Origin of the sequence: Bifidobacterium catulorum (genome assembly GCF_003129925.1) — a bacterium.
Lineage (GTDB): Bacteria > Actinomycetota > Actinomycetes > Actinomycetales > Bifidobacteriaceae > Galliscardovia > Galliscardovia catulorum.
In genome coordinates, this window is the sequence record NZ_QFFN01000004.1 from 1 (window position 1) to 23,176 (window position 23,176).

Consider the following 23,176-nt stretch of genomic DNA (forward strand, 5'->3'; position numbering starts at 1 on the left):
CGCGGCGCTGTGTATAAGCGACAGCAGGCCCCGCCGCGCGCATTCGCAGGGGCGGGGGGGCGTGACATCGTGGACGTGCGCGTGGGACGGTCTTGGTCTTGCAGATACAAGCATTGTCAGGGCTTGGGAACGTAGTCGTGAGTCAGCCGGCGCAGGTTCCGCCGCCGCTCATTCGCACGGGGGGGGGCGTAATCGCGGGGTCGTGAGCGTGGAATCGTGGTCGTGGGGCATGGCGCTGTGGGGCGCGGTGCAACCGGCCGAATCAGCTGATTACGGTACGGGACGCGGACCATAGTGCCGTGGGCTGTGGCGCACCGTCCCGCCTTGGCAGCATGACCGTATGGCCCGAGCGCCATATCACCGTATACATGCCGCCCTAGCACCGTGGCACCGTATGTACGTGCCGTGTCCCACACGCCACCATATGCCCGTGCTGGACTTTGGCCTACGTGCTGGACTGGATGCTGCGTGCTGGACTTTTGGCTATGTGACGGGAACAACACCGCTGGAATACCAACGTTTGTGTTTTTTGTGTCCCAACACGTAGCGGCAAGTCCAACACGCAAGCCGAAGTCCAGCACGTATCGGGGGCGGGAAACGGCATGGTGCACACGGCACAGGGCAGAGCACGCGGCAACGCCAGCGGGCAACGGCACGTCAACGGGGCAGGGCACGGACCAACATGCAACTCAGGCAGCGATATGGCACGGAGCCAACACGCAACGCGGCACGACGCAACGCAACACGACGCAAGCAGCGCAACGCAGCACGGCACGGCGGGGAATGCGTACGTACGTACACGACTGAGCGACGCAGCCGAAAACGCGACGTGCACGACCGTCGCGGCACTTACCGCAGTCGGCCGCCACGGCACATGCCGCGCCAGTGCGCGTTGTGCCGCTGGAACAGCTCCGTGCCCGGACTACCGCGCCAATGCCTTGCGCAAAAAGTCGCGCTGGAACAGCAGCAGGTTCTCGGCTACGGTCTCGTCGTTGGTCATGTGGGTGATGCCGGTGAGCGGCAGCACGGTGTGTTCACGACCGGCGGCCAGCAACGCGGAACTGAGCCGCAGCGTATTCGCCACGGTCACGTTGTCGTCGGCGAATCCGTGGATGAGCAACAGCGGACGACGCAGGTTCGGCGCGTCCTTGATGAGGCTGTTCTTCTCGTATACGCGCGGATTGAGACCGAGATAGCGTTCAGTGTAATGGGTGTCGTAGAGCGTCCAGTCGGTGGGTGGGGCGCCGGCGCAGGCGGCCGCGAACACGTCGGGGGCGCGCAGCACGGCCAGCGCGGAAAGGAATCCGCCGAACGACCAGCCAATCATGGCCACGCGATCGAGGTCGGGCCGGGGGGCGTCCGCTGCGATCGCCGCCAACGCCTCGGGCAGCGCGCGCACGGCGTCGGTCTGGTCCTCCAATGCGACGTCGGCGAACCGTTCGAACATGGCGTGGTCCCAGGCGAGTCCACGCGCGCCGGTGCCGCGTCCGTCGGCCGCGACGACGATGAAGCCCTGATCGGCCCACCATTGCGCGTCCCAATACATGGACTGCGCGAGCATGACCTCGCGATGCATCGGCCCGCCGTACGGTTTCATCAGCACGGGCAGCGATTCCGCGTGGGCGTATGGGCTACCGGCGGACGGCAGCGTGATCGCCGTCTGGAGACCACGCTTGCCGAGCTGTGTGAACAGGACGTTCGGCGTGAATCCCGGTGTTTCGGCATGGTTCACGATGGTGGCCGATGCGGCATCACCCACCGTATGGATCATGACCGACTTCGCGTCGTGCATCGTACGACCGGACAGCACCACGCCGTCGCCGGCGCGCGACGCAGTCCATACTCCCGGTTCGGGATTCAGCACGACCGGCGTCGCGGATTCGCCGGACGCATCATAGTCGCCGTCGCCATTCGAATCGGCGGCGAACCGGTTGCCGAACCCGTCGGTGTTGGAGGCCTTGGGCGTTTCGATGCCGCGGGAGTCGTCGCGCACCTCCTGCCAATACGAGCCGACGAACTCCTGCCCGGCCGACGGCAACGGGAAGCTCACCACGTCCACGCCACGGGAGTCGCGGGTCGCGCGGGCCAGAACGTCGTGGTCGGTCACATCGAGCACCGACAGCACCTGCCATCCGGCGGGCGTGAACGCATGCCCGTCCACGGCGAGACGCATGGTGTCGGTCTCCTCATCGGGCATGGCGGTGACGAGCCGTCCGTCCGGCGTCCACGACGGGCAGCCGTGGATCAGGTCGAGCCAGTACCTGCTGCCGCTTACGGTCAGCGTGGTCGTAGGCAGCCAGCGGTGGCGTTCCTCCGCGGCGAGCGCGCCGCCGTCCTGTTCGAGCGCGAATCCGTCGAGGATGCCCTGTTGAGAGGCGTATCCGACGCTGGGATTGCTGCCTTCCTTGCCTACCATCAATACCTGGTCGGCGGTCTGCCTGCGGTTCTGTACGAGCAGCAGCGGGTCTCCCCCGCGGCTCCAATGCACATCGGCGAGGTATTCGTATCCGTGACGATCCCACCAGACCTCGGGCAGGTCAACGATGCTGGAATACGCCATGTTGCCGGCACGGTGCTCCGCCGAACCGATGTCGAAGCGGAACAGCCGCACGTCGGCGTTTCTGGTGAGCGCCTGCGGATAGTGGCGCCTCGTGGCGGGCGCGGTCGGGTTCGCCGGGTCGCTGATGTGCCAGACCGGTTCCGGTGATTCGTCCGCGCGTTCGATCAGCAGGCTTTTTGAATCGGGCGACCACCAGAATCCGTCGTATCGGTCCATTTCCTCGCCGGCCGCGAATTCCGCCAGGCCGACGGTCACGTTCGGGTCGTCGTAGACGCCGCAGATGGAGCGTTCGTCGTCCGGGTCACCGTTTTCGCCGATGACGACGAGGTTGATCATACGGCCGGTCGTATAGGCCACCAGTCGTCCGTTCGGAGAGATGCGTGGATTGAGGACCGGTCGGAACAGACGTCCCGGATGGCCGTGCACGGCCATCGCGGAAACGTACCAGGTGTCGCCGAGCTCACGCGTGACGGCGTGGAGTTCGCCGTCGTCGATGGTCACGCGACAGGGGCCCGACGCCGTCGTATCAGCGTCGCCACCGGATTGAATATCGCCGTCGGACTGGATATCACTGATGAATTCTTGGATATCACTGATGAATTCGATGTCTCCGTCGAAGACGATGGTCGTCAGCCATAGACGGCCGCCGACCGTGAACGCCACGCGGTTGCCGGATTCGTTGACGCTGTATGCCACGATGCCATCCGCGGACTCGCGCGCGCGTTCGCGCCGCGCCTTCTCCTCGTCGGGAACGTCGGCGGCGGTCGCGTTCGTCCCGACCGCCGCAAGCAGTTCGCGCGGGTCGGCCAGCAATGTCTCATGATGGGTTCCGGCACCGTCGAACCAGCTCATCCACAGGCATGTGACGTCGTCCTGCGGGCCGCGCGAGCGCAGGAACAGGGCGCGCGCACCGTCGTCGACAACCGTGGCCGTACGTGGGGCGCCAAGCGAGAATCGCAGGGTTCGGGCCTTCGCGCGCGGATATGCGGCGATCGCGGCCGCGATATCGGCAGAGCCTGCCGTTTCGTTGGCGGCATCGGTGGTGATATCGATATTGAACTGATTGGGTTGTGTCATAATCCGTCTGTCCCCGTTCATTACATCTCTCCGGTCGACAAATCCAAATCAACCACAATACCCTAACTTCGGCAACTATGCGATAGTCACCGTCGTTATGGGGAATGACCATTATTGCGTGACCGGGCACACGCATAACGTGACCGGGTACACGTATAACGTGACCGGGCACACCCACACCCAGTCACGCCATCTGAAAAACGTTGAAAAATAAGGGTTTTATCAAGCGCGTGACCGGGTACACCCGCACCCGGTCACACACGCAAGCACCCGGTCACGTGATACGCGCACCTGGTCACGCAACGCATCACGCCCCCTACTCCATATCGAGGGGCTCCTTGCTCGTCGGCGCGGGGAACGCGTCGTCGAGGGCCGCCAGATCGTCGTCGGTCAGCGTGATGTCGCGCGCCGCCCAGTTGGCGAGCACGTGCTCGGCGGTGCCGCTGCGAGGGATGGCGATCATGTCGTCGCGCCGCAGCACGAACGCCAGCAGAATCTGCATGGGCGTGGCCCCGTGCGCGGCCGCCACCTTGCGTACGGCTGCGTTGCCGACCAGACCGCGTCGCAGGCTGCCGGCCTGGGCAAGCGGGCAGTATGCCATCATCGGGACGCCGTGATCATGCATCCAGGGCAGCAGATCGTATTCCACGCCGCGAGACGCCAGATGATACAGGTCCTGGTTCACGGCGCACCGGTCGCCGCCCGGCACGCGGAACAGCTCCTTCATATCGACCGTGTCGAAATTGGAGACGCCCCAGTTGGCGATCAGTCCGTCGGCCTTCGCCGCCTCCATGCAGTCGACGGTCTCGGCGAGCGGAATAGAACCGCGCCAATGCAACAGGTACATGTCGAGATAATCGACGCCAAGACGACGCAGCGACGCCTCAAGACTGCGCCGGAGTTTGCCACGCCCGGCATTATGCGGATACACCTTGGATACGAGGAACAGCCGTTCGCGGTCGTAGCCGTCGATCGCCTCGCCGACCAGCGATTCGGCGCGTCCGTCGCCGTACATCTCGGCGGTGTCGATAAGTCTCACGCCGGCGTCGAGGCCAGCCCTGAGCGCCGCGATCTCCGTGCGCGCGGAACGCCGCCCCTCCCCCAGATACCATGTGCCCATGCCGAGCCGCGGCATCAACGTGCCGTCGTTCAGCCGTACGGTTTCGATGAATGTCATGATTGCCTCCCCTTTTTCGATATTACGGTCTTTCGATACAACTGTCATTCGATATATCCGTCGATATGACGGTCAATGCACCTGCTTGATATGACAAAAGTCGTCAGTCATGAACGCGGACGCTCATGACTGACGACCAGGACGACGGATTCAGGACGATACGGCATGCAACGCCGACGATACGATCAGCCCTGCAGCTTGAAGTTGTTGACCATCTCGTACCATTCGGCGATGCCGCTGTGGTCGTCGGAACCGTGTCCGTTGACTTTGAGCGACTGGAGGATCTCCATGGCGAGCGAGGTGAACGGCGCGGAGACGTTCACACCGTGCGAGGTGTCGAGAGCGTTCTGCAGATCCTTGATGTGCAGGTCGATGCGGAAGCCGGGCGTGAAGTCGCCGTCGAAGATCTTCTGCGACTTCTGGTCCATGACGACGCTGCCGGCCAGGCCGGAGCGGATGGCCTTGTACACGTTCTCCGGGGAGACGCCGGCCTTCTTGGCCAGCGAGTAGGCCTCGGAGACGGCGGCGATGTTCACGGCCACGATCATCTGGTTGGCGAGCTTGGTGATGTTGCCGGCGCCGACGCCGCCGACCAGCGTGACGGTGGAGGCCATGGCGCCGAGCAGCGCCTCGTACTTGTCGAACACGGCCTGCTCGCCGCCGACCATGACGGCGATGGTGCCGTCGATGGCCTTGGGCTCGCCGCCGGAGACCGGTGCGTCGAGGAAGTCCACGCCCTGCTCGGCCAGCTTTTCGGCGAATTCGCGGCTGGCGAGCGGCGCGATGGAACTCATGTCGATGACGGCCTTGCCTTCGGACAGGCCTTCGGCGATGCCGTTCTCGTCGAACAGGGCGCTGCGCACGTGGGGCGAGTTCGGCAGCATGGTGATGACGACGTCGGCCTGTTCGGCGACCTCCTTGCCGCTGGCGGCGGCGACCGCGCCCGCGGCGACGAGCTCGTCGACCGGGGCCTGGTTGCGGTCGTATGCGATGACGGTGTAGCCGGCCTTGAGCACGTTGTGCGCCATCGGCTTACCCATGATGCCGAGTCCTACGAATCCTACCTTCATGATGGTTTCCTTTGCTGATTGGTTTGTGGTTGGGGTGATGGATGTCATCGTCCGAGGAGGAACGCACGGATGGCGGTCTCCCCGGCGATCGGAATGTTGACGTCGGTGCGGGCGAGGCATTCGTCCAGCGAGGCCGGCGCGGGAATGGCGGGGACCACCAAATCGATGCCCATGTCGTAGACCGCGCCGAGATTGTCCGCACGGCCGCCGACGACGGCGACGACCGGCTTGCCGTGCCGTTTGGCGCGTCGCGCCACGCCTACCGGCGCCTTGCCGTTGGCCGACTGCGCGTCCATACGGCCCTCCCCGGTGATGACCACATCGACGGTGTCCATGACGTCTTCCAGCCCGATGAGGTCGAGCACCGTTTCGATGCCGCTGCGGATCTCCGCGTCGCAGAACGCCGCGAGCCCGGCGCCGAGCCCGCCCGCCGCGCCGGCGCCCGGCAGATCGGCCACGTTCACGCCGGTCGTCGTGTTGACGACGTCGGCGTATCGTCGCATCCATCCGTCGAGCTCGGCGAACCTGCCGGAGGGCAGTCCTTTCTGCGGACCGTAGATGCATACGGCCCCGGACGGCCCGACCAACGGATTCGACACGTCGGTCAATGCGACGAACTCCGTTTGCGCGATACGTGGGTCGATGCCGATCATGTCGATCGATGCGATCGACCGCAGTCCCGCCAGTCCGCAAGGCGCGTCGGCGCCGTCGGCATCAAGGAACCGCACGCCGAACGCCTTGGCCATGCCGGTGCCGCCGTCACTGGTCGCGCTGCCGCCGAGTCCTATATATATGCGGCGCGCACCGGCGTCGATGGCATCGAGGATGATCTGGCCGACGCCGTACGTGGAGGCGTCGAGCGCGTTCCTGCACGTCTGCTCGATGAGCGTGATGCCGCTGGCCTGCGCCATTTCGATGATGGCCGATCCGTCGGCCAGCAGCCCGTATTCGGCGGTCACGTCGTCACCGAGCGGACCACGGACGACGACCTTGCGAATCTCGCCGCCGCAGGCATCGATCACGGCGTCGACGGTGCCTTCGCCGCCATCGGCGATGGGGTATTTCACCACCGAGCAGTCGGGGACGACGCGGCGGACGCCTTCTTCGAGAAGGTCCTCGATGCGTCGGCTGGACGCCGATCCTTTGAAGGAGTCGGAGGCGAGCAGCACCGACGGCGTCCGGCCTGGTTGCGAACTCATGGCCGTCCTCCTTTCATATGATAGTGACGATGATATGACGTGGGCCGATATGGTTCAGTCGAGATATCCGGCTTCGCGCATGGCCTGTTTCATGCCGTCGAGCGCCGCACCGGTCGTTGCCTCGGTAGGCAGGACCGACGGACCGACGTCCATGCCCAGCAGATTGGCCATGTCCTTGGTGGCGGCCGGGAAGCTGGCCGCGTCCTGGGAGAGGCGAATCGGATTGAGGACGAACTGGTCCTTGCGGGAGCCTTCCAGATCGCCGGCGACGAATTTATCGTAGATGCCGCAGACGAGTTCCGGATAGATGTTCGCCGTGGAGCATACGGCGCCGTCCGCACCGCAGCAGAATCCGGCGTAGACGATGGTGTCCTTGCCGGCGAACACCTGGAAGTCGATGTCGGCGGTGCGGCGGACGAGCTCCTGCAGGTTGGTGATGTTGCCGGAGGAGTCCTTGATGCCGACGATGTTTTCCACGTCGTGGGCGAGCCTGACGATGACGTCGAGCGAAATCGGATAGCCGGCCAGTCCGGGGTTGTTGTAGATGAGCACGGCCGTGTCGGGGACCGCTTCGGCGATGGCACTGAAGTGGTTGTAGAGGGCCGGCTGCGTGGGCGTGATGAACATCGGCTGGAGCACCGAGATGGCGTCGATGTCGAGTTCTGCGGCGCGGCGGGCCAGTTCCACGCACTGGCTGGTGCGGATGTGACCGACGCCGAACATGACGGGCACGCGACCGGCTGCCTCGTCGATGATGGCCTGGGTGGCTTCGAGCATCTCGTCGTCGGAGAACATGTAGAACTCCGAATTGGAGCCGAAGGCGAGGATGCCGTCCACGCCGTGTTCGATGACGTGGCTCACCTGTTCACGCAGGCGGGGGATGTCGATGGCACCGTCGCGCTCGTTCTCCACGGGCATGAGGATCGGCACGAAGATGCCTTTGAATGCATTGACGTTGATGGGATGCGACATGGGAGGAATTCCTTTTTTGTCTTATCGGACCAGGGCCGGGCGCTTGCCGTCGAACTTCCAGCCGGGGATGAGGTACTGCATGCCGACGGAGTCGTCGCGCGTGCCGCAGTTGTTGTCCACGTACAGCTGATGCGCCTTGAGCACGGCCTCACGGTCCACCTCGACGCCGAGTCCGGGCACGTCGCGAGGCACGGCGATTTCGCCGTTTTCAATCTTCGGCGGGTTCTTGGTGAGGAACTGGCCGTCCTGCCAGATCCAGTGGGTGTCGCAGGCGTTGTAGTTGCCCGGCACCGCGGCGCCGCACTGGGCCACCATGGCCAGCGAGATGTCGAAGTGGTTGTTGGAGTGCACGCCCCAGGTGAGGTCGAAGTCGTGGCACAGCTGGGCCACACGCACGCAGCCCTGCATGGTCCAGAAGTGCGGGTCGGCCAGCGGGATGGTCACGGAATCCAGCCGGATGGCGTTCTTCATCTCGCGCCAGTCGGTGTCGCACATGTTCGTGGCCGTGGCCAGGCCGGTGATACGGTGGAATTCGGCCATCACCTCGCGGGCGGAGAAGCGGCCCTCCGCGCCGCACGGATCCTCGCAGTAGGCGAGGATGCCGGTCATGTCCTTGCAGATGTCCACGGCCTCGTCAAGCGACCAGGCGCCGTTCGGGTCGAGGTCCATGCGGCTGTTCGGGAAACGCTTCTTCAGCGCCTTGATGGCCTCGATCTCCTCGTGGCCGTCGAGCACACCGCCCTTGAGCTTGAAGTCCTTGAAACCGTAGCGCTCGTATGCGGCCTCGGCCTGGGCCACGATGGCCTCCGGGGTCAGCGCCTCCTCACGGCGGATGCGTCCCCATGCATCGGAGTTGTCATCGTCGTGGATGTACGGCAGGTCGGTCTTGTTGCGGTCGCCGATGTAGAACAGGTAGCCGAGGAAGCGCACGCTGTCGCGCACCTGGCCTTCGCCGAGCAGCGCGGCGACCGGCAGGCCGACATGCTTGCCGACGATGTCGAGCAGCGGGGCCTCGACGGCGGTCTGCACGTGCACGGTGGTGCGCAGGTCGAAGGTCTGATTGCCGCGGCCGCCGGCGTCGAGGGCCGCGTACTTGTCGTGAATGGAACGAATGATGTTCTTGTAGTCGAAGATGGACTTGCCGATCACCATCGGCTTGACTTCCTCAAGCACCTCGGTGATCTTCTTCGAGCCGGGGACCTCGCCCACGCCTTCGACGCCTTCGGAATCCGTGAGGATCACGATGTTGCGGGTGAAGAACGGGGCGTGGGCGCCGGACAGGTTGAGCAGCATGCTGTCGTAGCCGGCGACCGGGTAGACTTCCATCTTTTCGATAGTGGGGACCGTCATGGTATTCGCTTTCTTGTCGTTGCGGTTATGTCGTTGTGGTTGTTCTTTGTGATCGCTGATTGTTTGCGGTTCCGGTCAGCGCGCCATCGCGGGACGGTGCGGATCGTACTGCCATCCGGGGATATAGCACTGCATTCCGCGGGCGTCGTCGCGCGTGCCGCAGTTGTTGTCCACGTACAGCCGGTGCGCGGCTTCGAGCTTCGCGCGGTCGATCTCGACGCCGAGTCCGGGGACATCGCGCGGCACGGTCACGCAGCCGTCCTCGAATTCGGGGGCCTTGGTGCCGAGGAACTGGCCGTCCTGCCACATGTAATGCGTGTCGCAGGCGTTGATGCGCCCCGGTGCGGCGGCCGCGGCCTGCGCCACCATGGCCAGAGAGATGTCGAAGTGGTTGTTGGAGTGCACGCCCCACGTCATGTCGAGGTCGTGGCACAGCTGGGCCACACGCACGCAGCCGGTCATCGTCCAGAAATGCGGGTCGGCCAGCGGGATGGTCACGGAATCCAGCCGGATGGCGTTCTTCATCTCGCGCCAGTCGGTGTCGCACATGTTCGTGGCCGTGGCCAGGCCGGTCCGCCGGTGGAACTCCGCCATGGTCTCTCGCGAGGAGAAGCGTCCCTCCGCGCCGCACGGGTCCTCCACGTAGGTGAGTGTGCCTTCGAGCCCGCGGCACAGCTCCACGGCCTCGTCAAGCGACCATGCGGCGTTCGGGTCGATGGTGATACGCGCCTCGGGGAAGCGTTCCTTCAGCGCCTTCACCGCCTCGATCTCCTTGGCCGGCTCGAACACGCCGCCCTTGAGCTTGAAGTCGTGGAATCCGAAACGCTCCTGGGCCGCCTCGGCCTGGCGTACGATAGCGTCGGCGTCGAGCGCCGGTTCGCGGCGGATGCGTCCCCACGCATCGGAATCGTCGTCATCATGCAGGTACGGCATATCGGTTCTGCGGTAGTCGCCCACATAGAACAGGTAGGCGAGGAAGCGCACGCGGTCGCGCACCTGACCGTCGCCGAGCAGTGCGGCCACCGGCACGCCGAGATGCTTGCCCAGCAGGTCGAGCATCGGGGTCTCCACACCGGTCAGCACGTTCGTGACCTTCTTGAAGATCTGCGCGTGGGCGGTCTCGGCACCGGTGCCTCCGGCCGCGCCGGCGACCTGCCGTTCGAGCATGGCGCGACACCGCTGCACCACGTCCTTGTATTCGCTCACCGAACGTCCCTCGACCAGCGGGATGCACGCCTCCAAACGCTTCGTGATCACCTCGCCTCCGGGAACCTCCGCCACGCCGGTCAGACCATCGCTGTCCGTCATAACGACGATGTTACGGGTGAAGAACGGTTCATGCGCACCCGCCAGATTCAACAGCATGCTGTCGTATCCGGCGACCGGAATGACTTCCATAGTCGTGATAGTGGGAAGCATATCCCCTCCAATCCTTGATTTTCCGGACTTCATTGTGTGGTTTAGAAAACGTTGTGTACTTCAATTATGGGAACTCCACGTCGTCTACGCCATATTCCAGATGCTCGAAACCACGGCGGGTTCGCGAACCGAAAATGTTCTCCGTACCATACCCATGGTTTATATTGGTATGCAACGGCCCGGCGACGCGACGATCCGGCGACGCAGTAGCCGGACACATAAGCAACGGCCGGACGCATAAGGAGGGGCAATGGACATCGATCCGCAGATCGCCGAAACCATCGTGTCGAACATCAAAGGCGTGATACGGCACGAGATCAACCTGTTCGATACGAGCGGCACGATCATCGCCAGCACCGACAAATCCCGCGTCGGCACCTCGCACGACGGCGCCCGGCTGGCCGTCGAGACCAAGCAGACCGTGTCCATCGACGACGAGCATCAGTTCGAAGGCGCCCGCAACGGCATCAACGTGCCCGTGCTGTTCAACGGCTCGGTCGTGGCCGTCATCGGCATCACCGGCCGCCGCGAGGAGGTCGAGCCGTTCGGCAACGTCATCAAGAAGATGACCGAGATATTGATCCGCGAGAATCTCGAACAGATCACCCGATTCGACCAACGCATGATGACCGCCAACCTCATCAACATGCTGACGCTGCGGCAATACGACGCCGGATTCGTGAACTATCTGGCCTCGGCGTTGAACATCGACCTCGGCCGCCGACGACTGGCCGCCGTCGGCCGGTTCGTCGGTGCCGGCGCGGCCGTCACAACCGGCGACGGCCTGCACGCCATATTCCAGACGCGATGCGGCGGCCTCGAACACAGCATGTTCTCCGTCACCGCGCGCGAGGCCTGCCTGTTCCTCGACGACGCCGACGTGCCCGACCCCATCGCCTTTCTCGGCGACATCCAAGCGGACGTCTCCAAGACGTTCCACCGGCAGATGAGCTTCGGCGTCGGAAGGCCGACCGACCAGGCGGATTCGTACTGGCGCAGCTACGGCGAGGCGTGCCGCACGGTCGACTGGCTGCTGTTCTCCCATCAGAAAAACGTGAGCAGCTACGACGACCTCGACTACGGCATGTTCATCTCGTCGATTCCCGGCGATGACGCCGAACGATTCGTCGCGCACGTGTTCGAAGGCCTCGACGACCATGAGATCGACGACTTCCATACGACGTTCGACGCATACACGCGGCACAACGGCAGCATCATCCACGCGGCTGAGGACCTGTTCCTGCACAAGAACACGCTGCAGAACCGACTCAACAAGATCGCGCGCAAGACCGGTTACAATCCGCGCGTCCTCAAGGATTATTCGGTGCTCGACGCCGCCTTCACACTACGCGACTACCTCGCCTTCAGGCAGGCATGACGAATGTTGACGAATGTTGACGAATGCCGTGATGCGACGGCTGCGACGGCACACGCGACGCATGCAACGCCTGCGACGCCTGCGACGCCGTAAGCGCCGCGCATCATGGCATTCGTCCCCGCATAAGGAAAACCGCCGGCCGGGTGGCAGTCCCGGTCGGCGGCAGGAAGGGAAATGGTCAGGTAAGTCCTATAGGCGGCACATCACGGGGCACATCACGGTTGCACATACAGCCATGCATCACAGCCCTGCGCATCGCACAGCCATGCATCACACAGCCCTGCGCCACGTTCACGCGCCACGTTCACGCGCCCACATCACGGCAGGAACACGCCGGTCACCACACCGAACGCCACCACCACGACGTTGATCGCCCACAGTTTGAGCCACGAGAACTTGATGTGCTGGTCGATGGTGATGCCCGCCAGATCGGTGGCGATGTACAGCTGCGGCTGCGCGATCACGGAGATCATCGAGCCGAAGTTCATGAACAGCGTGGCGATCACGACCTCGGCCGGCACACCGTACTTCGCGGAGAACGAGATGACGAGCGGCATCAGCGCATAGAACCACGTGTCGTTGGTGAACAGCAGCATAAGCGGCGTGCTGAACAGCGCGATGATGATGTACACGTAGGGTCCGATCTGCGAGGGGACGACCGCCATCATGGCCTGCACCATGGCCTCAAGCATGCCGCTTTCCTGCATCACGCCCACGACCACGCCGGACAGCAGCACGGCCGGAGCCACGGGGAACAGCGATGCGGCGTACTTCTTCAGCAGCTTCGTCTGCTGCCCTAGGTCGCGGAAGTTCAGCGCGAGCGCCGTCACCAGACCGAACGCGAACACGTAGTACTGCGGGATCGTTTGGAACACGATGAGCGTGAAGATGAGGAACGCGGTGAGCAGCAGGTTCACCCAGAACATGTTGTGGCGCGTCAGTTCGGTGTCCTTGAACTGGGCGAGCAGCTCCTCGTTGCTCACCGCCACCTCGCCCTGATGCTTCCTGCGGGCGCGCAGTCCGAAATACACGGCCACGGCGATGAGCACCACGATCATGAACGCCTGGATCGGCACAAGCTTGATGAACAGGTTCGTCGACGCGCCGGGCGTATCGGTCAGGGTGGCGGCACGCAGGATCTTCGGGTTCCACGGCGTGTTGCACATGATGAGGATCGCCACGCTGATGAGGAACGGCAGCACACGACGGTCGATGTCGAACTTCTCGTACAGCGGCAGCATCAACGGCACGGTGATGAGGAACACGGACGTGATGGAGCCGTCGAGTTCGACGATGCACGCCACGATCACGGTCAGTATGCAGATCACCGGCGCCGAGATTTTCACGCGTTTCATGATGGCCTTGACGATGTCGTCGAACAGGCCCGTGTCGGCCATGAGCATGAAGTACGGCAGGGAGAACATCATCATCAGGGTGATGTCCGATGTCTTGCCGATGCCTTTCTCGACCCATTCGCCTATCGTGCCGACGCCGGCCAGCGAACCGGTGTTGATGAACAACGCGATCAGGCCCGCCACCAATGGAATCATGGTGAAGGCGAGCAGGATGCTCATCTTCTTCTTCAGCAACACGACGGTGATGACGATCATCGTCGCAAAGCCGAGTATGGCGAGATAGATGTTCACGTGATACTCCTTCAAGCAGATATCGGTTTGGATCGTGCGGTTCGTCTGCGGCGCCATAGTCGCCGGGACCGGTCGTCCCGTCATCGGGGCACGATCCGTATTCTGGTATGCACACGTTTTCTACTTACAGAATGCTCGTAGGCAAACGTTGGCACAACGGCCCGAAGAACATCGTTGAAGGGTGGAGAATTGGTATATGGCACATAGTCACCGAATTTTGTCGTCATTACGATGGGGAGCACACGGCGATGCCGAACCGTCCCCCAGCCACCTTCATCATCATTGGTGGCATATCGCATCCGATGGCGGAGCGCAAACGGCACAGGGGATGCATCGCGATTCGGAAAGGACGACAAGAATGATCAGACCTGCAACTGCGGCGGATCTCAAGGCCGTATACGAAATCGTCAATGAATCCAGTGACGACGATTTGAACTTCCAGATGTTCGCGCAGACATACGTCAGTCAGTTGGAGACCATCGAACGCAAGCTCGGCGTATGCGAGGAGAACGGCGAGGTCATCGGATTCGTCGGGATTCTATGCACGTGGCAGCTGCATATCGGCGAGCGCGTGGCCGAGACGAAGGAGCTGGTCGTGGCGAAGGCGCATCGCGACCACGACGTGCGCGAACAGTTGCTGACATGGGCCGAGAACGTGGCCCGGGACGCCGGCTGCGGCAAGATCACGATGTGCTCGCGGGTGGCGCACGCCGACAGTCATGTGTTCTATGAGGAGAACGGGTTCGTCAAGACGTACTACCGCTTTGACCGCGATCTGTAGGGGCGGGGAGTTTCGCGCGTGACCGGGCACGCGTATATGTGACTTGGTACACCTGCACCCAGTCACGCCATCTACAAAACGTTGCAAAATAAGGGATTGTGGACGTGCGTGACTCGGCATACCTGCACCCGGTCACGCATGTGATGCACCCGGTCACACACGTAATACCCCCAGTCACACATGTGATGCACCCGGTCGCGGGGGTGATGCACCTGGTCACACATGTGATGCACCCAGTCACGCCCTGATTGCGTTCGCAACACGCCGATGCCAGCACGTACGCGGCATACCATCACGCCCGCAAACGCCTGCAATACCAATGAAATCGTCAATCCCCCATGCCATAACGAACATTGTGGATAACGTTCCTGTCATCCACATTTTTTGCGATTATTCGATTTCGGCACCATAGTCATGCGCAAACCCGTACGCTCATGGCATGAACACCCATCAACCACCGTCCGGCACGACAATCGCCCGCAACTACCTCGCCCGCTCGCTGGTCGAAACGCAGCTACGCACGTTGCAACGCTGTCATGAATACAATGCGCGCGCCATCGCACGCCGGCAGATCGTATACGCCGGCGTCACCGCCCTGAAATTGTGCCGATTGGAGACGCCGTTGACGTCGCGTCTCACCAACAATGAGTTCTGTATCGCGTATATCGGGCGCAACAACCGTTCCCATCGGCAGCGCACCGGTCATCTGCGATGGAATTTTCGCGCGACCTCCGACACAGGCGACGCGAACAAAATCGACAACGCACGGAATACGCCTGGCATGGGTATGATGGCCAACGCGACCAGCACAATAGGCACAATCGGCACAGTCAACGCAACCAACACAATCGCGACGAACTCAACGAATACAACGAATACGACGGGGTCTCCTACGGCCGGACCGTCAACGCAACGGCATGACGGCATCGTCACGACCATCCCCGGCGCGCCGAATATTCGGATTCCATGGAACGGCGACGTCATAGTATGCACGCATCCGTTGACGACGTGGGCGATGATGTCGCCGTATCTCAGCCAAGTGGAGGTCATCGTGCTCGCCGACGCCATGATCCGCGGGACCGCCAGCGACATCCAAGTCACGAAAGACGACATCGTACGGTTTCTTCGGCAAGTGGATTTTCCCGGCAAAACGAAATGTTCCGCGACCTTGCCGTTTCTCGACAACGTCACCGATTCTCCGATGGAAGCGCGAACGGTGTTGGCGCTGTTGGGCGACGGCCTGCCCAGACCGGAGACGCAGTGGACGATGTATCTTCCCGAATTGCGGACGGTCGCAGTGGTCGATATGGCATATCCGGATGCGAGGACAATCATCGAATACGACGGTGACGCGCATCGTGTTGACAAACAACAGTATCGACGAGACGACAGGAAGCGGCAAGCATTCCGCGCGCACGGATATACGGTAATCGTGGTGTTTGCGGATGATGTGGCGACCGCGGCAGGACGACGGTCGTTGACACGGCGGGTGGCGCAGGCGTTGGGTGTGCCAGTCACCGGCCGGCCATTGCCGCAATATGCGGCGTTATCGAATGACAGGCGCTTGGCCGAGCAGCGTGATCGACAGCGACGATGCCGGAATCGACGTCGACGTCGAGGAGGAGCATAGCGACACGTGACCGGGTGCACGACCTACGTGACCGGGTGCACGCATACCGGGTCACGCATCTGCAAAAACCCTTATTTTTCAACGTTTTTCAGATGACGTGACTGGGTGCACGTACACCCAGTCACACAATGACGCGCCCAGTCACACAATGACGCACTCAGTCACACACCCTCACCGCCCCAGTAGCGGGAGCGGCGAGGATAATCAACGACATAGGCTCATACGCAAGGGCTCACTGGACAAAGGCACTAGTCCACCAGCCCTCCAGCCCATCAGACCGCTGAGTGAACGCTCACTGCACCTGGGCGCGGGCGATCTTGCCGGTGAAGGAGTTGGCCTCGTCGGCGTCCTTCACACCGTCCTTGTTCCAGGAGAACATGGCGCGCAGCTTCGGGCCAACGGTCTCGATGCGCTCGTTGGAGTACTTCTCCTGCAGCTCCTTGAAGTGCGGGGCGCCGGCGTCCTGGTCGTCGATGAACTCCTTGGCGAAGGAGCCATCCTGGATGCGGCCCAGGTGGTATTCCATGCGCTTGCGGCAGTCCTCGTTGATGACCGTGTTCGTGTAGTCACCGTACTGGGCGGTGTCGGAGCAGGACCAACGGGCCTTGTTGAGGCCACCTTCGTTCATCAGGTCGACGAGCATCTTCAGCTCGTGGCAGACCTCGAAGTAGGCGATCTCCGGCTGGTAGCCGGCGTCGGTGAGGACCTCGAAGCCCATCTCGACGAGCTTGTTGACGCCGCCCATGAGCACGTTCTGCTCGCCGAAGAGATCGGTCTCGGTCTCCTCCTTGAACGTGGTCTTGATGGCACCGGCGCGCAGGGCGCCGAGGGCCTTCGCATAGGCCAGGGTCAGCGCCCAACCGTCACCGCGCGGATCCTGCTCGACGGCCACGACCACCGGGACGCCACGGCCGGCGGCGTACTCACGACGCACGATGTGGCCCGGGCCCTTCGGCGCCACCATGAAGACCGGATGATCCTCGGTGGGCTTGATGTAGCCGTAGTGGATGTTGAAGCCGTGGGCGAAGGCGACGGCCGCGCCCTCCTTGATGTTGGGCTCGATGTCGTTGGCCCAGATCGTGCGCTGGTACTGGTCGGGGGCGAGAATCATGATGACGTCGGCCTCGGCGGAAGCTTCGGCCACGGACTTGACCTCAAGGCCCTGCTCCTTGGCGAACTGGACCGACTTGGAGGTCGGGCGCAGGCCGACGACCACGTCGACGCCGGAATCGCGCAGGTTCAGCGCGTGGGCGTGACCCTGGGAACCATAGCCGATGATGGCGACCTTCTTGCCCTGCAGAACGGAGAGGTCACCGTCGTTTTCATACCAGATCTGTGCAGCCATTAAGCACTCCTTTAACTTGCGTGCCATGCCGGCCGTCATGGTCGACGGATCGGCAACGGCACACGGTGTTGTGTGGTTGCGCATTATGCATCGCATTCGTTGTGTACGGCACGCATGTTGCGCGTTTGGGAGCCCGGGCACCGGCCCAGACATTCTCAAGCGTGGCGGGATTGTGTCCCGCAGACTGCCACCATCCTACCGATAATGTCGCGTGCGTCACATCCGCGTCCACAACGTGGGCGATTAGGTGGCTACCTAATTCACGAATCGTCAGATACGGCGACATCAAACGTTTGACATTGGCGTATCTGACGATTCGTGAATACAAAAATCCCGATGTTCCGGCCAAAGCCGGAACATCGGGATTTAAATATTATTAATAATTAATCACTGAACCTGGGTACGAGCGATCTTGCCGTTGAAGGACTCGGCCTCGTCCTGATCCTTGGCCGGGCCGTTGTTCCAGGAGAACATGGCGCGAAGCTTCGGGCCGACGGTCTCCAGGTGCGGGTGGGAGAACTCCTCCTGCAGCTTCTTGAACTTCGGGGCGCCGGCGGCCTGATCGTCCATGAACTCCTTGGCGAAGGAGCCGTCTTGAATGCGCTTGAGCTGGTACTGCATGCGCTTCTTGGTCTCCTCGGTGATGACCGTGGAGGTGTAGTCGCCGTACTGGGCGGTGTCGGAGCAGGACCAACGGGCCTTGTTCAGACCACCCTCGTTGGCGAGGTCGACGAGCATCTTCAGCTCGTGGAACACCTCGAAGTAGGCGATCTCCGGCTGGTAGCCGGCCTCGGTCAGCACGTCGAAGCCGAGGTCGCACAGGTGGTTGATGCCGCCCATGAGCACGTCCTGCTCGCCGAAGAGATCGGTCTCGGTCTCCTCCTTGAACGTGGTCTTGATGGCGCCGGCGCGCAGGGCGCCGAGGGCCTTGGCGTAGGCCAGGGTGATGGCCCAACCGTCACCGCGAGGATCCTGCTCGACGGCCACGACCACCGGGACGCCACGGCCGGCGGCGTACTCACGACGCACGATGTGGCCCGGGCCCTTCGGCGCCACCATGAACACGGGGTGATCCTCGGACGGCTTGATGTAGCCGTAGTGGATGTTGAAGCCGTGGGCGAAGGCCAGAGCGGCACCCGGCTTCAGGTTCGGCTCAATGTCCTTCTTGTACACGGCGGCCTGGTACTGGTCAGGCAGCAGGATCATGACGATGTCGGCCTCGGCGACGGCCTCCGGCACGGACTTGACCTCAAGGCCCTGCTCCTTGGCGAACTCCACGGACTTGGAGGTCGGGCGAAGGCCGACGACCACGTCGACGCCGGAATCGCGCAGGTTCAGCGCGTGGGCGTGACCCTGGGAACCGTAGCCGAGGATGGCCACCTTCTTGCCTTCGAGCACGGACAGATCGGCGTCCTTCTCGTACCAGATAGTTGCTGCCATGATTGGCACTCCTTTTATGTTTGGTGATTACCGAGCGTTGGACGTCCGGCAATCGGTTGAGATTGCTGACGGCCTTCGGCGAGAAGGATTGTGTCCTAGACGTTGAAAGTCATCGATCACTGGGAACTATTTCTAGTCCCCCGACGCCCGGCGTAAAAGCCGGCGTCCAAATATTGAATATTGAGTTTTCGTATCGCGGATGGCGGCGTTGTGGTCCATCATCCGCGCCGTGTTCATTCGACCATTGCCGGATGAACGCAAGCTGAATTTCACCGAAGAAATCAGTGAACTCCGCCGATGTGAGAGGCCGAGACCTCTGCGGGGCGACTGCTCCCCTCAGACCGCCTTCGGCGGCCAGCTCCCCTCAGCGAGGGGAGCCAAGACATACACCAATGCGAGCGCGATCCATCGAGCGCGACGATGAGACTTGGAACTTGACTTCACTTGGTGAAGTCAACGTTCGTGCTGAGGCTTCACCAAGGAACAGTCCAGTGGACTGTTCCCGAAGCCGAAGGAAGCGCGATCCATCGAGCGCGACGATGAGACTTAGGACTTGACTTCACTTGGTGAAGTCAACGTTCTTAGTCTCATGGCACGACAGCACGGCCACGAGGCAGCACACGGCCATGACGCCGAGGTACAGACCCACGGAATGCACGCCGAAGTGGCTGGACAGCCAGGTGGCGATGGTCGGCACGAAGGCGGCGCCGACGATGGCGGCGAGGTTGTAGCCGATGCCGGAACCGGAGTAGCGCACGTTGGCGTCGAACAGTTCGGGCAGGAACGCGCCGATCGGGCCGAAGGCGGTGCCCATCAGGGCGAAGCCGACGCACAGGAACACCATGTTGGCGAAGAAGTTACGCTGGCCTACGATCTGGCCGTTGAGCAGGAACGGGAACAGGGCGGCGAACACGACGAGCAGCACGGAGGAGGTGACGATCACGCGCTTGCGGCCGAACTTGTCGGCGTTCACGCAGGAGATCACGATGAAGGCGGCGAACACGCAGATGGCGATCATCAGCATGAGCAGGTACTCCTGGTTGGAGAAGCCGAGGCCGCCGCCGCCCTCGCCCTGGGCCTTGGTGCCCCAGGCGAGCGACCACGTGGCGAGCGTGTAGAACAGCGTGTAGGTGACGGCGACGAGGAACGTGGCCTGCAGGACCTGACGCCAGCTCTTCCTGAACACTTCGGTGAGCGGGGACTTGACGACCTTCTTCTGCTCCTGGGCCATGCGGAAGATCGGGGTCTCCTCCATGTGGACTCGCACGACGAGGCCGATGATCACGAGGATGGCGCTCAGCAGGAACGGCACACGCCAGCCCCAGGCGAGCATGGCGGCGGAGTCGTTGAAGGATTCGAGCACGAAGTAGGTGCCGTTGGAGAGGAAGAAGCCGATCGGGGCGCCGAGCTCCGGGAAGGAGCCGTAGAGGGCGCGCTTGTTCTCGGGCGCGTTCTCGGTGGCGACCAATGCGGCGCCGGACCATTCACCGCCCAGGCCGATGCCCTGGATGAAGCGCAGCAGGCAGAGGATCGCGACGGCGGCGATGCCCCACGTGCTGTAGGTGGGCAGGCAGCCGATGAGGAACGTGCCGACGCCCATCGTCATCAGCGAGACGACCAGCGTGGTCTTGCGGCCCATGCGGTCGCCGAAGTGGCCGAACACCAGGGAGCCAAGCGGGCGGGCGATGAAGGCGATGGCGAAGGTCAGCAGGCTCATCAGCAGGGCGACGGTCGGGTTCGCCTTGTCGGAGAAGAAGATGTGCGGGAAGTAGTTCGCCGCGGCGGTGCCGTAGGCGTAGAAGTCGTAGAACTCGATGGCCGTGCCGACCATGGAGGCGGCGATGACGGTTTTGACGGAGTCACGCGCCATCGTTTTGAGTTTGCTATCAGTCGTAGCCTCGACTGCTGCTGTCATTTCTCTAATCTCCTGTGTAGTCCGTGAATCTTCTGTTCGGGGGCCAACGGTTTCTCTCTGCAAGCGGCCGTCCGTCCGATTCCCGGGTTTCTCAGTTTCTTGAGTTATCTTCCGCCGTTCGTTTTGTCATTCCGTATATCGGATCACGACGTGCGACATGAAAAAAGCCCCGCTTTTGGCAGGGCTCAAAACTGGATTTTGTCTGTTTCGGACCCCGCCATGTTGGCGGGATCGAACAGCGAAAATGCCGAATCAGTCCGCCAACGAGGACGGAATAATAATTCGGCGGGACTCAGCAACAAATGCGTTGTTCAGCTTGGTTGCGGTCATTCCGTTCATCGTGGCGAACCTCCCTTCGGTATCGAAGTCTTATATCTCATCGGGCCTTTCGACCCGAACCACTTGAGAAGATAGGCGCGGGCCGGGGCATACGCCAATCGACGGCCACTATGTGGACATGCCATATTCGTGTTACGTGCGGTTCATGTTGACGGCGGCCGGTCTGGTGTCGCGACTTAGGGAGAGATGACCGCCGAATCGTTGAAATCCGCAATCATGACGCCCAAATTGTCGAAAACAGGGGTTGTTTGCGACGATTTCAGGGGTACGATTGCGGATTTCGACGATTTCAGGGGCATCGTCACGCCACGACGGGCGGGTTGTTGAGCAGGTCGTCGGTGTGGTGTTCGCCGGCGGCGTCGGTCCACGTGAGGCTGGCGATCGGCGTGGCGTTGTCGACGCCGAGGCCGACGCCCGGCTCGAACCGCAGTTCGGCGGATGTGGCCGCGTCGCGCCAGACGAACGTGATCGCGGCGTCGGATTCGGTCCTGTATGAGAACACGCCGTTGAACGCCGGCAGTTCGTTGCGGAATCGGCACAGGGCGTTGAGCGCCTGCACGACCGGGCGTTCGAGCTGTTCGTCGACTTCCGCGGTGGAATAGTAGTGGCGGTTGATGTCGCGACCGACGTTGGTGCGGTGCAGAAGCTCCATGTCGTTCGCGCCGGCGAGCGCGCCGACGTAGTACACCTGGGGCACGCCGGGCACGAAGAACTGGACGGCACGGGCGGCGATGTAGTGCTGGTCGTTGCAGCCGAGCGCGGAATAATACGTGGAGTTGACCTGGTAGAGGTCGAGGTTGCTGGCGGCGGCGCCGGTGGCGGCCTGTGATTCGCCGTTCGTGTTCGCGTGGATGGTGTTGACGAGGTTGTCGACGTCCTCGTCGGGCACAAGGCCCTTGAGGCTGCGGTCGAGCTGGTCGGAGCCAATGTCGATGACGCCGATGCCGTCGTGGGTGTCAAGCACGGTGCATGCGTTGTTCGGGCGGACGTCGACCCAGTGGGCCACGGCGTCGGTGCGGCCGGTGAAGATGGCGTGCAGCAGAAGCGGGGGCAGGGCGAAGTCGTAGACGCGGTCGACCTTGGACGCGATCTCGACCTGCTTCTTGTAATACGAATGCACTTCGATCAGCGTTTCGAGGCCGCGTTTGGCGCCCTCCTCCTTGATGCGTTCGATGAGTCCGAACGTCTTGGGGGTCATGAAGCAGCTGGAGTGGGGCTCCTTGGCGCCGTATCCGACGGCGTCGAGGCGGATGAAGCTGACGTTGGATTCGGCAAGACGGTCGAGGATGGACGTCAGATAGGCCCAGCCTTCGTCCGAGTCGGTGTCGATGTCGACCTGCTGCGGCGTGAACGTGGTCCATACGAGCCGGGTCTTGCCACCCCACGTGTAGTGGGTGAACGGCAGGCCCGGGCGCGGGCGGTAGATGCCGGCGAGCTCCTCTTCGGTGGCGCCGTCGGGGAAGACGCTGCTCATGGTGAGGAACATCTTGTGGTACGGACTGTTTTCACCGTTCTTCATGACGTCCTGAAACTGCTCGGATTCCCAGCTCATGTGGTTGACGATGGTGTCGACCATCACGTCGTGCGTGCGGGAGAGGTCGGTGACGTCGTCCCAGCTGCCGAGGCGGGGGTCGACCTTGGTGTGGTCGACGGGGTCGAAGCCGGCGTCGGCGCCGTCGAACGGCGTGAAGAACGGGAGGATGTGCACACCTTCGTAGGCTCCCTTGAAGCGCGTGCGGAGGATGTCGGTCATGGATGCGAGCGTGCCGTCGCCGAGACGATCGGCGTAGGTGATCATCTGGACTTTGTTTTTCATGGGGCCTCCTTGCCTGTTCCGTCGTGTTTCACCGACGGTATCCACTATATCGAACCGGTTCG

Annotated in this window: 15 protein-coding genes; 3 read left to right on the forward strand and 12 right to left on the reverse strand. The window is 62.6% G+C overall.

What is annotated here, in order from left to right; all coding sequences use genetic code 11:
* Nucleotides 1–922: 922 nt before the first annotated feature.
* From DF200_RS02670 to DF200_RS02700, 7 genes are all read right to left on the reverse strand, one after another.
* Complete coding sequence (locus DF200_RS02670; RefSeq protein WP_109136763.1) at nucleotides 923–3,637, reverse strand: S9 family peptidase; 2,715 nt, start codon at nucleotides 3,635–3,637, stop codon at nucleotides 923–925.
* Nucleotides 3,638–3,953: 316 nt separating this feature from the next.
* Complete coding sequence (locus tag DF200_RS02675) at nucleotides 3,954–4,814, reverse strand: aldo/keto reductase (RefSeq protein ID WP_109136764.1); 861 nt, start codon at nucleotides 4,812–4,814, stop codon at nucleotides 3,954–3,956.
* Nucleotides 4,815–4,999: 185 nt separating this feature from the next.
* Nucleotides 5,000–5,884 carry a 2-hydroxy-3-oxopropionate reductase gene (garR, locus tag DF200_RS02680; RefSeq protein ID WP_109136765.1) on the reverse strand — a complete coding sequence of 295 codons (885 nt, stop codon included), beginning with the start codon at nucleotides 5,882–5,884 and terminating at the stop codon, nucleotides 5,000–5,002.
* A 44-nt stretch (nucleotides 5,885–5,928) separates the two neighbouring features.
* Nucleotides 5,929–7,083, reverse strand: coding sequence for a glycerate kinase (locus DF200_RS02685; protein WP_109136766.1), 1,155 nt, complete (start codon nucleotides 7,081–7,083; stop codon nucleotides 5,929–5,931).
* Nucleotides 7,084–7,137: 54 nt separating this feature from the next.
* Complete coding sequence (locus DF200_RS02690) at nucleotides 7,138–8,055, reverse strand: dihydrodipicolinate synthase family protein (protein ID WP_206603402.1); 918 nt, start codon at nucleotides 8,053–8,055, stop codon at nucleotides 7,138–7,140.
* A 21-nt stretch (nucleotides 8,056–8,076) separates the two neighbouring features.
* Nucleotides 8,077–9,405, reverse strand: a complete 1,329-nt coding sequence (locus DF200_RS02695) for an enolase C-terminal domain-like protein (RefSeq protein ID WP_109136767.1) — start codon at nucleotides 9,403–9,405, stop codon at nucleotides 8,077–8,079.
* Between the two features lie 75 nt (nucleotides 9,406–9,480).
* Nucleotides 9,481–10,803 (reverse strand): enolase C-terminal domain-like protein, encoded by a 1,323-nt coding sequence (locus DF200_RS02700; protein WP_241520098.1) that lies wholly within the window; start codon nucleotides 10,801–10,803, stop codon nucleotides 9,481–9,483.
* A 271-nt stretch (nucleotides 10,804–11,074) separates the two neighbouring features.
* On the opposite strand from DF200_RS02700, the gene DF200_RS02705 reads away from it, so the two are divergent.
* A complete protein-coding gene (locus DF200_RS02705; RefSeq protein ID WP_109136769.1) occupies nucleotides 11,075–12,202 on the forward strand; it encodes a CdaR family transcriptional regulator in 1,128 nt (375 codons plus the stop codon).
* A gap of 317 nt (nucleotides 12,203–12,519) precedes the next feature.
* Here the strand turns inward: DF200_RS02705 and DF200_RS02710 are convergent, their stop codons facing one another.
* Nucleotides 12,520–13,848 carry an SLC13 family permease gene (locus DF200_RS02710; protein ID WP_109136838.1) on the reverse strand — a complete coding sequence of 443 codons (1,329 nt, stop codon included), beginning with the start codon at nucleotides 13,846–13,848 and terminating at the stop codon, nucleotides 12,520–12,522.
* A 358-nt stretch (nucleotides 13,849–14,206) separates the two neighbouring features.
* On the opposite strand from DF200_RS02710, the gene DF200_RS02715 reads away from it, so the two are divergent.
* A complete protein-coding gene (locus DF200_RS02715; protein ID WP_158275754.1) occupies nucleotides 14,207–14,629 on the forward strand; it encodes a GNAT family N-acetyltransferase in 423 nt (140 codons plus the stop codon).
* A gap of 439 nt (nucleotides 14,630–15,068) precedes the next feature.
* On the forward strand, nucleotides 15,069–16,259 hold the full coding sequence (locus DF200_RS10645; protein ID WP_146191992.1) for a putative endonuclease domain-containing protein: 1,191 nt from the start codon (nucleotides 15,069–15,071) through the stop codon (nucleotides 16,257–16,259).
* Nucleotides 16,260–16,551: 292 nt separating this feature from the next.
* Here DF200_RS10645 and ilvC (DF200_RS02730) read toward each other — a convergent pair whose 3' ends face one another.
* The 4 genes from ilvC (DF200_RS02730) to gtfA form a co-directional block, all read right to left on the reverse strand.
* Nucleotides 16,552–17,604 (reverse strand): ketol-acid reductoisomerase, encoded by a 1,053-nt coding sequence (gene ilvC, locus DF200_RS02730; protein ID WP_109136773.1) that lies wholly within the window; start codon nucleotides 17,602–17,604, stop codon nucleotides 16,552–16,554.
* A gap of 387 nt (nucleotides 17,605–17,991) precedes the next feature.
* Nucleotides 17,992–19,044 (reverse strand): ketol-acid reductoisomerase, encoded by a 1,053-nt coding sequence (ilvC, locus tag DF200_RS02735; RefSeq protein ID WP_109136774.1) that lies wholly within the window; start codon nucleotides 19,042–19,044, stop codon nucleotides 17,992–17,994.
* Nucleotides 19,045–19,603: 559 nt separating this feature from the next.
* Entirely contained in the window at nucleotides 19,604–20,959 is a 1,356-nt protein-coding gene (locus DF200_RS02740) for an MFS transporter (RefSeq protein WP_109136775.1), read from the reverse strand.
* Nucleotides 20,960–21,599: 640 nt separating this feature from the next.
* Nucleotides 21,600–23,114, reverse strand: coding sequence for a sucrose phosphorylase (gtfA, locus tag DF200_RS02745; RefSeq protein WP_109136776.1), 1,515 nt, complete (start codon nucleotides 23,112–23,114; stop codon nucleotides 21,600–21,602).
* Nucleotides 23,115–23,176: the final 62 nt, after the last annotated feature.